The 12,617-nt window shown below is 43.5% G+C and carries 12 protein-coding genes and 3 pseudogenes; 12 read left to right on the top strand and 3 right to left on the bottom strand.

The annotated features are described in order from the left end of the window. The first annotated feature begins 231 nt into the window (after positions 1 to 231). The 4 genes from QUB80_RS34785 to QUB80_RS34770 all read left to right on the top strand — a co-directional run bounded on the left by QUB80_RS34785 (position 232) and on the right by QUB80_RS34770 (position 4,494). On the top strand, positions 232 to 1,248 hold the full coding sequence (locus tag QUB80_RS34785; protein WP_289794020.1) for a mechanosensitive ion channel family protein: 1,017 nt from the start codon (positions 232 to 234) through the stop codon (positions 1,246 to 1,248). Continuing rightward, positions 1,245 to 2,582, top strand: coding sequence for a DUF2254 domain-containing protein (locus QUB80_RS34780; protein WP_289794019.1), 1,338 nt, complete (start codon positions 1,245 to 1,247; stop codon positions 2,580 to 2,582). Before QUB80_RS34785 ends, QUB80_RS34780 begins: the two co-directional genes overlap by 4 nt. Before the next feature lie 111 nt (positions 2,583 to 2,693). Beyond that, positions 2,694 to 3,068, top strand: a complete 375-nt coding sequence (locus tag QUB80_RS34775; protein WP_289794018.1) for a response regulator transcription factor — start codon at positions 2,694 to 2,696, stop codon at positions 3,066 to 3,068. Between the two features lie 7 nt (positions 3,069 to 3,075). Continuing rightward, the gene (locus QUB80_RS34770; RefSeq protein ID WP_289794021.1) at positions 3,076 to 4,494 is read left to right on the top strand and encodes a sensor histidine kinase; all 1,419 of its coding nucleotides are present in this window, start codon (positions 3,076 to 3,078) and stop codon (positions 4,492 to 4,494) included. Positions 4,495 to 4,896: 402 nt separating this feature from the next. On the opposite strand, the gene QUB80_RS34765 is transcribed toward QUB80_RS34770, so the two are convergent. Then, positions 4,897 to 6,675 (bottom strand): ABC transporter ATP-binding protein, encoded by a 1,779-nt coding sequence (locus tag QUB80_RS34765; RefSeq protein WP_289794017.1) that lies wholly within the window; start codon positions 6,673 to 6,675, stop codon positions 4,897 to 4,899. A gap of 386 nt (positions 6,676 to 7,061) precedes the next feature. Here QUB80_RS34765 and QUB80_RS34760 point away from each other — a divergent pair, with 386 nt between their 5' ends. The 8 genes and pseudogenes from QUB80_RS34760 to QUB80_RS34730 all read left to right on the top strand — a co-directional run. Then, positions 7,062 to 7,202, top strand: a complete 141-nt coding sequence (locus QUB80_RS34760) for a hypothetical protein (protein ID WP_289794016.1) — start codon at positions 7,062 to 7,064, stop codon at positions 7,200 to 7,202. Positions 7,203 to 7,214: 12 nt separating this feature from the next. Beyond that, positions 7,215 to 7,358, top strand: a pseudogene (locus QUB80_RS35380) (hypothetical protein); the annotation flags it as partial. 2 nt (positions 7,359 to 7,360) lie between these two features. Next, complete coding sequence (locus tag QUB80_RS34755; RefSeq protein ID WP_289794015.1) at positions 7,361 to 7,528, top strand: hypothetical protein; 168 nt, start codon at positions 7,361 to 7,363, stop codon at positions 7,526 to 7,528. A 38-nt stretch (positions 7,529 to 7,566) separates the two neighbouring features. Further along, positions 7,567 to 7,751 (top strand): annotated as a pseudogene (locus QUB80_RS34750) (transposase); the annotation flags it as partial. Between the two features lie 37 nt (positions 7,752 to 7,788). Then, positions 7,789 to 7,989, top strand: coding sequence for a type II toxin-antitoxin system VapB family antitoxin (locus QUB80_RS34745; protein WP_289794014.1), 201 nt, complete (start codon positions 7,789 to 7,791; stop codon positions 7,987 to 7,989). After that, the gene (vapC, locus tag QUB80_RS34740) at positions 7,986 to 8,387 is read left to right on the top strand and encodes a type II toxin-antitoxin system VapC family toxin (RefSeq protein ID WP_289794013.1); all 402 of its coding nucleotides are present in this window, start codon (positions 7,986 to 7,988) and stop codon (positions 8,385 to 8,387) included. Before QUB80_RS34745 ends, vapC begins: the two co-directional genes overlap by 4 nt. Positions 8,388 to 8,446: 59 nt before the next feature. Next, positions 8,447 to 8,605: a hypothetical protein gene (locus tag QUB80_RS34735; RefSeq protein WP_289794022.1), complete on the top strand. Its 159-nt coding sequence runs from the start codon at positions 8,447 to 8,449 to the stop codon at positions 8,603 to 8,605. A 118-nt stretch (positions 8,606 to 8,723) separates the two neighbouring features. Further along, positions 8,724 to 8,804: pseudogene (locus QUB80_RS34730) on the top strand (Uma2 family endonuclease); the annotation flags it as partial. 443 nt (positions 8,805 to 9,247) lie between these two features. Here QUB80_RS34730 and QUB80_RS34725 read toward each other — a convergent pair. Both QUB80_RS34725 and QUB80_RS34720 read right to left on the bottom strand, forming a co-directional pair. Next, positions 9,248 to 10,396, bottom strand: a complete 1,149-nt coding sequence (locus QUB80_RS34725) for an iron-siderophore ABC transporter substrate-binding protein (protein WP_289794012.1) — start codon at positions 10,394 to 10,396, stop codon at positions 9,248 to 9,250. 132 nt (positions 10,397 to 10,528) lie between these two features. After that, the coding region (locus QUB80_RS34720; RefSeq protein WP_289794011.1) for a TonB-dependent siderophore receptor at positions 10,529 to 12,617 on the bottom strand (2,089 nt) is incomplete at its 5' end.

Raw genomic sequence — 12,617 nt, 5'->3', positions numbered from 1 at the left:
TACGCCAGTCGCTACAAGTCGGCACTAGACGCGTTCGCCGTCAGGCGTTGCGTTAGCTAGCGGCTACCCTCCGGGTAGCCGCTAGGGCGCGGTGGTGAGCCAGCGCGCTGCCTCCTCTGCCTTTTTAACAAACAATCTTCCCTGCGTCACATTATTTCAAAGCCCTCAGGTAGATTCTCGCTCCGGAATTATTGATTATTATCATCCACGACTGACGAGCGAGTGTAGACGATGAACGCAGATATATCCAATGCCTGGGAAAAAGTTCAGGCAATGGTCAATGGTTTTTTTGCCCTGTTGCCAAATATTGTCTTGGCGTTAATTGTTTTTGCCATCTTTTTCTTTGTTGCTAGGACAATTAAGCAGGTGGTGAAGCGATTAACTAGTAACCGTCGTCATGCACGGAATTTGGGAATGGTGCTAGGAAGATTAGCGCAGGGTGCAACTATTTTGTTAGGTTTGTTTATCTCCCTAACGATTGTGATTCCTACGCTCAGGGCTGGAGATTTAGTGCAATTGCTGGGAATTAGCGGGGTAGCAATTGGTTTTGCTTTTCGGGACATTCTGCAAAATTTTTTAGCAGGGATTTTAATTTTGCTGACAGAACCGTTCCAAATTGGCGACCAAATTGTATTTAAGAATTTTGAGGGAACGGTTGAAAACATTGAGACACGAGCCACAACAATTAAAACTTATGATGGTCGTCGAATTGTGATTCCTAATTCCGAATTATTCACAAATTCTGTGCAGGTAAATACTGCCTTTGAGAGCCGCCGCTTAGAGTACGATCTTGGTATTGGCTACGGGGATGATATTGATCGAGCCAAGCAGTTAATTTTGGAAGCCATGCACGAAACCCAAGGGGTGCTAAAGGAACCTGCCCCAGATGCGTTGGTAATGGAGTTGGCAGAAAGTACAGTAAATATCCGCGCTCGTTGGTGGATTCAACCGCCCCGCCGTGCTGATGCACTTGAAGCGCGAGATAGAGTGCTGACTGCAATTAAAAAGAAACTCACAGTTAATGGTATTGATTTACCATTCCCCACACAACAAATTCTTTTCCACGATCAAACTGAAGAGACTGATGGCGATCGCTCTCGTCAACGCGAAGGTTGGCCTGCTGGTAAAGGAAAAGTGCCAAAGCCTCGCCGTATCAGTGATTCGCTCCAAAAGCTTGCCGAAATGCGTTCGCAAAGAAACGGTAGTACAGGAGATAGCGAAGCTGTATCTACTCACGATGAAGTATGAAAAACATTAAACTCAGCAAAATTTGGGACTCGCTCCATTCTAGTTATTGGTTTGTACCAACGATTATGGCAGTGGTAGCCGTTGCCTTGGCATTTGGAATGTTAACACTTGATAGGCAAGGCTATTACGGGCCTTTTGAACAGTGGGGGTGGATATACACTGGCGGGCCAGATGGTGCTCGTGGTTTACTTTCAGCTGTAGCTGGTTCCATCGTCAGCGTTACCGCTACAGCTTTTTCGATCACAATTGTTGCTTTGCAGCTGGCTTCATCAAATTTCGGCCCGCGTTTGCTGCGTAATTTCATGCAGGATACTGGAAATCAGGTTGTATTAGGTACATTTATTGCTACTTTTATCTATTCGTTGCTCGTGTTGCGGACGATTCGAGGGGAAGATGGACAAGATGAGTTTATACCGCAGATATCAGTGACAGTCGGTATTTTGTTAGCGCTTATCAGCACTGGTGTGCTGATTTACTTTATTCATCACGCTTCTACTATTATTCAGGCATCACACATTATTTCCGAAGTTAGTACGGATTTAGATCAGGCGATTGAGCGACTATTTCCTGAACAAGTTGGATATAGCTTGCCAGAACACCAGGTAACAGAAATTCCTATAAATCTTGACTCAGAAGCTTGTCCAATTAAAGCTATTGGTACAGGTTACATCCAAGCTATTGATGACGAAGAATTAATGAACTTAGCCTGCAAGCAGAATCTGCTGTTGCGGATTAAGTCCCGACCAGGAAAGTTTGTTTTTCCAGGTATAATTCTGGCTATGGTTTGGGCTAAAGAAAGTACAGATGTCAAAATAAGAAATTCTGCATCTCTACAAAAACAAATTAATGATGCCTTTATTCTGGACAAGGAACGTACTGAGCAGCAGGATATAGAGTTTCCGATTGAGCAATTAGTTGAAATTGCTCTGCGTGCTATTTCTCCGGGAATTAACGATCCATTTACCGCAATTAGATGTATTGACCGACTTGCGGCTGGGCTTTCTCACCTTGCCCAAAGGAATTTTCCTTCGCCATATCGCTTCGATGATAAAAATCACCTCCGCGTAATTGCTGAACCAGTTACTTTTGCAGGGTTAGTTGATACTGCTTTTAACCAGATTCGTCAGTACAGTACAACAGATGTGGCAGTGACAATCCGTTTAATGGAGGCGATCGCTCTGATTGCTACTTATACCCAAAACCCCAAACACCAAGCTGCCTTACGTCGTCATGCAGAGATGATTGTGCGCAGTAGCCAAGCTACTTTATCGGAAGAACAAGACCGCAAAGATGTCCAAGAGCGGTATCATCGAGTTATTAAAGCCACAGGATAAGATTAAGAAGTGAATTTGTATCTGTAGATAGAAGTTTTAAATATCACATTGCCTTTATAACTTGTTATACAGTGCTTGAATTTTCCAAGAATTACTAAATTTAAAGTAACTATGCCTCACGTATTACTAGTAGACGATGAAGAACCTTTAAGAGAAAGCCTTTCTTATACTCTACAAAAAGAGGGCTATACTGTAACCACAGCAGCAGACGGTCACAATGCCATTAAGCAGTTTCACAAGCAAGTGCCAGACGTAATACTATTAGACTTGATGCTGCCAGAGGTAGATGGCATGGAAGTTTGCTGGCGGATTCGCGCTTTCTCTGATGTGCCAATTGTGATGCTCACTGCAAAAGACCAAGACATAGATAAAATCTGGGGATTAGAAGCAGGAGCCGATGATTATGTAACAAAACCTTTCAATACCCGTGAACTTTTGGCACGTATTAAAGCTGTGCTGCGTCGTCGTGCCGAGAAGCAATCTTAATCGAGAAATGGGCTGGTTACCTCAAATCAAGTGGAATTCGATCCACACAAAGCTATTAGCAACTTACCTGCTACTGACAACTTTGGGAACCTCACTCATGGCAGGATATATTCTCTGGTCATTCCATGCCTATTTTATGAAAATGAGGCAGACAGAGATGCGAAACTGGAGTACTGCCCTTGGTGAAAGTATTGCCGATGCGCTTGAAAACAACGATCGCAATAGGGTGGCGCTAACTGTGCAGCGTTATGGTGCTGCTGAGACAATTACCTTACGCGTCTTTGATAGTCAGGGTAAACTAATCGCAACATCTGCAAACCCTCAACAAGACAGACAAATTACAGATTGGCGAACTGTGCCTGGTATTAGTGCAGCCTTGGAAAATCGGGAAGAGCAAGGCGTGGCAAAAGGAGTCTTAAGTAATGATGATAGATTATTCATTGCCCAGCCGATAGTGCGTAATGGTAAGTTGTTAGGTGCAATGCGAATGTCCATTACGCTACAACAATTTCAACGCCAGTTTGCCATAGTGATTTGGACAGTCTTAGGAACATTAGTGTTCACGCTTATACTTTGCACTATTATTAGTGAATGGTTAGCACGTAGCCTGTCTCGTCCTATTCAGACGATGAAAAACTTTGCGATCCGAATGGGTGGGGGGCATTTTGGCGATAAACTCCAGATTCGTCAAAGTAACGAGTTAGATCAGTTAGCCCTAGAACTAAACCGGATGAGCGAACGCTTGGCATCGCTCGATCAGGAACGAAGGGCGTTTTTGGCAAACGTATCTCACGAACTCCGCACTCCCATTAGTAATGTTTTAGTCACAGTTGAAGCCCTTCGCAGTGGGGCTGCTTCTGATGCGGCGGTGCGCGATCGCTTCTTTCAAATTGTCGAAGACGAAACCAAACGATTGTCACGTTTAATTCATGATTTGCTGGATTTAGGACGTCTAGAAGCTGGAGTGACAACTCTCGAACAGCAAAATATCGAGCTTTCCAGCTTAATTCGCCGTGCTGTTAGAGCGGTAGAAACGCGAATGCAAAATTTGCAAATTTCTGCCCACATCAATGTCGCTGATTTGCCAATCCAGGGCGATCCAGAAAGACTATTACAAGCTTTTCTCAATTTATTAGATAATGCTATTAAACATTCAGTCCCCAATTCCCAGATATTTATTACTGGCTATAGGGAAGGTAAACAAGCAGTTGTGAAAATTCGCGATCAAGGTAAAGGTATAAAGGATAGCGACCTTCCTCGTATATTTGAGCAATTTTATACTGGCGATCGCTCTCGCAAAGGTCGGGGAGTGGGCTTAGGTTTAGCGATCGCCAAACGTATTATTGAAGCTCACGGGGGTAGCATTAATGCTAGTAGCAAGTTTGGTGAAGGGGCTACATTCACTATTTGTTTGCCGCTGACGTGAAAGCACACCAGGGAGTGATAAATCATGGAGCTAAATGAATTGCCAGGAGCGGAGTTAATCTTACCCGGACTAGACGATCTTCTTTACGGCAAAAATAATATCATTGGATCGCTATTAATCGCGTTGGCGAAGCCTCTCTGAAAGAGAATCGCATCCATACGCTTAACCGAAGCAGGTTTAGATATCCCAAATCAACCTCTAGCATCAGAGCCAGAACTGACTTTGTATGCCCATCTTCAGAACGAACACGATGATGCTTATTCTTACCATAATGCTTTATTAAATAGTCTCAACAGCTTTTGTGCTGCACTCGAACTAAAGTCCAGATATCAATGAATGAGAAATCTAATCATCTGGCGGCATTCGCAGCAAAATACCCTCATTACCCACTCTACACAATCATCATTCCACACTGACACCCGATTGGACTTTCCACAAAAGAGCATAAATCCCATTTTTCTCTAGCAGTTCCTCATGTTTACCCTGCTCGACAATTTGACCATTATCCATTACATATATGCAGTCGGCATTGCGAATAGTAGATAGACGATGGGCAATGGCTATAGTCGTTCGATTTTGCGTAATCACCTGGAGTGATTTTTGAATTGCTGCTTCGGTTTCATTATCTACCGCAGAGGTGGCTTCATCAAGTATCAAAATCGGTGGATTTTTGAGAATGGCACGGGCGATCGCAATTCTTTGTCGTTGTCCTCCAGAAAGTTTCTGTCCCCGTTCGCCCACTATTGTGTCATAGCCCTGGGGCAGTTGCTCGATAAACTCATGGGCATAGGCTAAGGAGGCAGCATGAATAATCTGTTCGCGAGTGGCATCGAAACTACCATAACAAATGTTATCTGCAACCGTACCGTGGAACAAAAACACGTCCTGACTCACCCAACCAATAGATTGCCGTAAATCCCATAAATTAAGGTTGCGGATATCAATGCCGTCAACTAAAATGCGTCCACTCTGTACTTCATAAAAGCGTAGCAAAAGTTTAACTAACGTACTTTTACCTGAACCCGTTGCTCCTACAATACCAATTGTGGCTCCCGCAGGAATCTGTAGGAATAAATTTTTGAGTATATGGCTGCGCTCATTGTAGGCAAAGCTAATATTATCAAATTGCACTTCACCAGCCACAGTTTCGATTGGTAAGGAGCGAACGCCACCAGGAATTGCAATCGGGGTATCCAGTAAGCCCATGACACGACGCACCGATGCCATCGCTCGCTGATATTCATCCATGATTTCACTCAGTTCCGTGAACGGCCATAGTAAATCTTGCACAATAAACACCATGAATCCGTAAGTACCAACACTGAGGCGTCCTTGTAACACTTCTTGACCACCCAGATACAGCGTCAGCACAAACCCTAGCAAAATCAAAAATCGCAGCACGGGCTGAAAGGCTACACTCAGGGTGATCGCCCGTTTGTTGCTGCGACGATAGGCATCACTTTCTTGGTAAACGCGATCGCTCTCATAGGTTTCGGCAGTAAAGCTTTTGATTGTGGCAATACCAGAAATGTTGTTGGCGAGGCGATCGCTAATGATGCCTGAGCGATCGCGCACTGTGTCATAGCGGGGAGCTAAACTTGATTGAAAGATGAACGTTCCCCACAGGATAAACGGGATGGGCAACATCGCCAGCCAGGCAATGCCAGGAGCGATAAGCACAAAGCTAATCCCAACCGCAAATATTCGCGTCAAAAAGCTGATCAGATCTTGAGCGCCAAAGTTGAAGAAGTGTTCGAGCTGGTTAATGTCATCATTGAGAATAGATAGCAAGATGCCCGTGCTGCGCTCTTCAAAGTAGGCGAGTTCTAGTTCTTGTAAGTGGTTGTAAGTATCGACTCGTAGTTCATGCTGTAGGGTTTGTGCCAAGTTGCGCCAGAGTTTGTCGGCTCCATATTGGCTGAGGGATTCTAAACCCCAGGCGGCGATCGTCAGCACAGACAGCACCAATAACTGAGTGAGGGGATTTTGAATACCAAACCGAGCAATTAACGAAGTTTCTTGTTTAACTACCACATCTACCGCAACACCGATTAGATAAGGTGGTGCCAGATCCAATAGGGTACGCGCGATCGAACAAAGAATTGCACCGCAGATTTGGGCTTGATAGGGTTTGGCATAGCGGAGTAAAGGCAGGAGGGGGTGAGCAGAGCGTGTTGCCATTGTGATAGAGATGATAAGCTAAACCACGTTTAGTTAGTAGATAAAAAATGTCCCTAACTCTTATGGGGTGGGCAAGATGCCCGCCCTAATTATGCAATTTAAATGTCTAATATCAAGTTCAGTTAATTACTTATAAATCTTTAAGCACCCCACCCACCTAACGGTACCCTCCCCTTGGTAAGGGGAGGGTTAGGGAGGGGTAACACCAAGATGGTAATCATAACTAATCATGCGAACTTGATATAACAGCTTCGTTTACAAGTTTGCGAATTTGGAATGAGAGAAGATAATGAAAAATAATTTCAGATTTCAGAAAAGTAGCCTGACTCTGGTGCAGAAGTAAGGAAAAAATTTAAAATGAGAATGACACCATTGATTTGTATCGTATGAGGAACGCAACCTCTGCAAGGATGGATAACGTTCGTTCTCAAGATATTGGGATTTATGAAGAAAACGGTGAGATGTGGATCGTTGCTAATTCGGGTGGAATTTCAACTTTTGCAGTTCGGGGTATTGGTAAGAATTGATGGAAATTAGAAAAAAATACTGCAATTCCTAACGAACTTAGACTAGTTAATGATTATGGCAATCATTGGTTGTGGGAACCAAGTTATACAATGCGGTTCGAGGAATATAAATCCGCTCTTCGTTTAGTCGGTGATGCGTTTTATAAAGTAAGTTGAGGATGTTATCGAACATGAATTTATCTCCAAAAGCAATTAGATTTATTGTTGAAGCACTAGAGTTTCGGATTGCTGCTTATCATCAGCAATTAGAGTTAGAAGAAATGAATGAAGATGAAATTTCGGATATTGGTAATGATTTAATGTTTTTAGATGCTTTGGTGGAATAATTAAAGAAAACTTCTGAAAAATCAGCTTCGCAAGTTTTTTAAATCAACTGGAGACGGTTTTAGCATTTTTGCTACCTTTGTGTTAGAGAGTGAATTAGTTCAACAAATTATGAGGTGGGATATGGCAATTTTACGTGAGTCTCCTTGGTATCAGGAAATTGAACAGCGTGGACGACGGGAAGGGTTTTTATCTGGTATTGAGTTAGCATTGGAAATTAAGTTTCAGATGGAATGTTGGAAGTAAGTGGAGATGGGAGACTATGGCGAATAATCTTGAAATTGATGACACATTGATCCAAGAAGCCTTGATGCTGGGCGGACATCAAACTGAGCAAGCAGTTGTTGAAGAAGCGTTGCAGGAATATGTGCAGCGACGCAAACAATTGAAAATTTTGGAACTGTTTGGTGAGATCGACTATGATCCAGACTACGACTATAAACAGCAACGGCGAGCAGGATGAAAGTTGTTGTTGATACCTCTGTTTGGTCGTTGGCTCTACGGCGAAATAGAGTTGAATTAGAATTACCTCAAGTTCTGAGCCTGCGGGAATTGATTGCTGATGGGAGAGTGGCTTTGTTGGGAGCAATTCGGCAAGAAGTGCTATCAGGAATTCGGAAAAGTGAGCAATTTGTGCGTTTAAGAGAGTATTTACAAGCATTTCCTAACCTGGAATTGGTGATTGAAGACTATGAACTCGCTGCTGAGTTTTATAACACCTGTCGGCGTAGTGGAATTCAGGGTAGCAATACAGACTTTTTAATTTGTGCAGTTGCTCATCGCCGTAGCTACAGCATTTTGACGACTGATGGTGATTTTGCCCTATTTGGTGAACAACTTCCGATTCGCCTATGGCAATAACAGACAACTGAAGCGCGATCGCCCGGTTGATGAAAACTGCGATCGCACTCTTCCAATGATTGACTCGAAATTTCTTCTTTACAGGAGGAGATGACGAGTCAACGATTCGAGCAGCATTGCGATTGCTACGTGCAGACGAGCAGTTAAATCAATTGGAGACGGTTTTAGCATTTTTTGCTACCTTTGCGTTAGAGAGTGAATTAGTTCATCTAAAATAAGTTCTTGTTTCAAAATTCTGGACTAGCCTATTAATCAATAGTTTTAATCCAAAATCCAAAATACAAAATTGGTATTTAGATGTGAATTGTATATTGTGTTTTTCATTAAACAAAAAATATGAGTCAAGCTTTAACTAAACCGATAACATTTGACGAATTTATCGAATGGTATCCAGAAAATTCTGGGGTACGTTACGAAAGTCCTATTTTTACTTTGCATTCAGAGAAAAGTCCGTTATTTCCTTCGCGTGGGATGCTTTCAAATCCATATTACTTAATTTTACCCCCAAGCACTGTCTGGGTGTCATGCAGAATTGACGTTTAAATACAGAAAAAGTTGATGCCAACGTTGTTTTTTAACTGTAGATTTCATCGTTGCTTCCCTTTGTGCCTATCCTCAAAGGAGGAGATGATGTGCTAGTAGGTATATTTATAATTCGTTTTCTCAGTTAGTTTGTTGGGTTCCACTACCCTAACCTGCGGGAACCCTCTACTTTAAGCCGTACCTACGGAAGCCGCTAGCTAACGCAACACCTGATGGCGAACGCGTCTACCGCGTCTACGAGGGAACGGGAAGCAAGGTACGTTCCAACCTACGCGAGATTGCGATAAGCTGGAGGCTTGACGCTTAGCGTATCGCACTTAGGGTGCATTAACTAAATACTTATACAAGTCATCAATCACGGCATTAGCAGCAGATGGATCGTCCCACACTATCCATGCCCAAAAATCGACAAGATAAACCTGTCCTTTTTGAACAGCTTTTAGCTTTTTCCAAAGGGGTTTGTGTTTTAGCTTTTCATAAGCTTCTCTAGCACCAATATTGTGAACCGGAAAAAATAGAATATCGCCATCTAATATCTCCAGCCTTTCCTCAGAGATGTTATAAATCGCACCATTGGGTGCAACAACATTTTGCGCTGGTGGGCGTTGTAGTCCAAGTTCATCAAGGATAGAGCCGATAAATGAGTTCTTAACAAAAGTGAAATTATTATACCCAATAGCACTAGCCACAGAAATTGTTTGATTTTGATAACGATTACCTAAGGCTACTTTGAGTTCCTCAAGCCTTTGATAGTACTTATTCATGACTTTCTGCGCTACTGCTTCTTTCCCTAAAACCTCAGCGACAAAGCTAAATTGGTCTTTCCACTTAGGTTCTTTCCAGTTGGGCATATCAGAAGGAACCACGACTGTAGGAGCAATTTGAGAAAGCAAAGGGTATATTGCTTTAGCACCTTCCCAAGCCAAAATTAAATCAGGCTTAAGTAGTAAGATTTTCTCCAGATTAGGGTCAGTTGCCAAGCCTATTTGCTGAATCCTTTCTATTTCTTCCCCAAGATGGGCTTGTTCTCTTGGATAGTTTGCATTCAAATCCTTAATTGAATGAACACTACTACCAATGGGTTTAATACCCAGGGTAAGCGCATTACTCAGCAAGCTATAAGGCGAAAGGATAATAACCCGTTTAGGACAATCGGGAACACAGGTTTTCCCCATTAGGTGTTCCACGACTCGGCAAGGGCTTAAGGGCGGTGGTTTAGTACTCAGTATTACGCTATACTCAATCGCCGTACTGCTACAGCCTGAGACGATCCCGATTGTAAGTAGTGCTAGTAATAGTTGTTGTTTTACCCCCTTCAATCCCCCCTTTATAAGCAGAAGGGAAGTTGGTATCGGTTCTCTCCCTTTAGTAAAGGGAGGATTAGGGTGGGGTTGACTGCCATAACTAACGAATCGTCTGAGCGATCGCCCGCAAAACTCCATCCAATTTTTGGTCCACCTGATCATTCGTAAACCCACTACACGAATTCCCTTTGCTTTACTCTCCTTCATCCCTCATTAGTAAGGCGGTAAACAACGGTAAACAACAGTAGTTCCGGCTGGCTCTCTCCCCTTTGCAAGGGCAGGGTTTGGGAGGGGTCAAAACTGCCACGAAATCGTACCCTGCACCGTGAACGGCTCACCATAAGAAATAGTTAATGGACTAAAGGCACTTTCAAAATAATCTACATTGAAAAGGTTTCTAAAATTGAGGGCGGCACGAAACTGCTCGCGCCTGTAAAAAATTGCCGCATCCGTCCGCAGATAGTTTGGAAGTTCAAGGCTATTGTCTAAATCAACTTGCCGTCCTCCCACATAGAATAATCCCAAGCCAAATCCTAACCCTTGTAAGGTACCTTGCTGAATTTCATAGCTAGTCCATAGATTCAAGGCATTTTCTGGAACACCATTCAACCGATTACCCACAGGAAATGTGTTGTCTTGGGTGATTCTGGCATCGGTGTAGGCATAGCCTGCAAGGATGTTCCATCCCGGCAAAATTTCACCTTGAACCCTGAGTTCAATGCCTTGGCTACGCTGTTCTCCAGTTTGAATCGAGAAGTTAGGATTGTCTGGATCAGTGGTTAAGACATTAGTTCGAGTTAGGTCATAAAAGGCAAGAGTTGTAGAAAGTCGGTCATTCAAATCAGCCTTAATTCCAACTTCATACTGAGTGCCACGCTCCGGTTGGAATGGGCTACCATCAAAGGCAGTACCAGTAACTGGGTTGAATGAGCGACTGTAGCTGGCATAGAGAGAAATGGGTTCAATCGGCTGATAAACAATCCCCACACGAGGACTGAAGGCATTCCCCGATTGACTGGTTCTGGTATCTGTCAGCAAATCTTGGGTAATTTGCTCAAATAGATCTAACCGCCCGCCCAACAATAACTTGAGATTAGGAGCCAGTGTCACCTGGTCTTGAATATAAATCCCTAAAGTATCTGTTACGCTTGATATCTTACCATCGTTTATATAAGGTCCAGCAAAAATCTGCTCATACACAGGGTTAAACACATCTAGTGGTACAGCAGGTGCTGTGAACAAATTAAGGTTTCGCTCGTATCTACCCAAATCAACACCAAAGACTAACTGATGCTCAATTGAACCTGTAGAAAATCTGCCAGTTAGATTAGTGTTCAAGTCGTAAATGTTTATATTATCCTCCTCGTCGCTAACTTCGCCGTTCAACGTTCGATTATCTGGATCAAGACTCGTATTGATACGCCAGCCGTTTTCCCATATACGGTCAAAGAATCTCGCCTGAAACGCATTTTGTAATGACCAGTTATCGCTAAACTCGTGTTGTAGGCGATATCCCACTCTGCTTCTTTTGCTAGTCAGAACAAAGTCAGGGTTTCCAACAAAACGATTGCGCGGGATGCGTCCATTAGGGTTGGGCAGCACTGTACCGACTGCTGGCAAGCCTGTAAAATTAGTTTCGTTTGTCTCTGTGTACTCACCTTCTAAGGTAAAGCTAGTGTGTTCCCCAATTGCCACACTCACAACAGGCGCGAGTGTGAATTGATCATGCTCAACAAAATCAATAAAACTCCCTCTATCTAGGTAGGATGCGTTCAGTCGGTACAAAACCGTCCTGGAATCGTTTAATGGTCCTGATAAATCAATAGCACCCCGATAGAAGTCATAACTGCCAATGGTGGCATCAACAGCATAAAAGGGGTCGCGCAGCGGTTGTTTCGTTACTAGATTAATGGTTCCACCAGGATTGACTGCCCCATAAAGCACGGAAGCCGGGCCTAAGAGCACTTCAATTCTTTCAATGTCGGGAGTTGTTTCCGCATTCAAACCTCCAGCCTCTCTCAACCCATTTCTGAGAACGAGGTTGCTAGCAAAATCAAAGCTAAGGAAGCCTCTAATAATGAAGTTGCTAATTTGTGTTGTTGAAGAATTGAATGGAGCTACCCCAGGAACGTTTCTTAGGACTTCGTTGTAGGTGGTGATGTTTTGATCGCGCAGCACTTCTTGAGGTACGATTTGAATCGATTGGGGAATATCGCGCAGGGGCGTTTCGGTTCGTGTCCCCACAGATGTATTCGGTATGCGATAACTATCTTGCTCACCCGTCACTACTAACTCAATCGGCTCATCACCCTGGGCTGCGGGTTCCTCTGACCCCTCCCCTTCCCCTCCCCTTGGTAAGGGGAGGGGTGCCGTAGGCGGGGTG

The sequence above is a fragment of the Chlorogloeopsis sp. ULAP01 genome (assembly GCF_030381805.1).
Taxonomy (GTDB): domain Bacteria; phylum Cyanobacteriota; class Cyanobacteriia; order Cyanobacteriales; family Nostocaceae; genus Chlorogloeopsis.
Note: the sequence above shows the minus strand (reverse complement) of the source record. Positions and strands in the feature narration are given on the sequence as shown.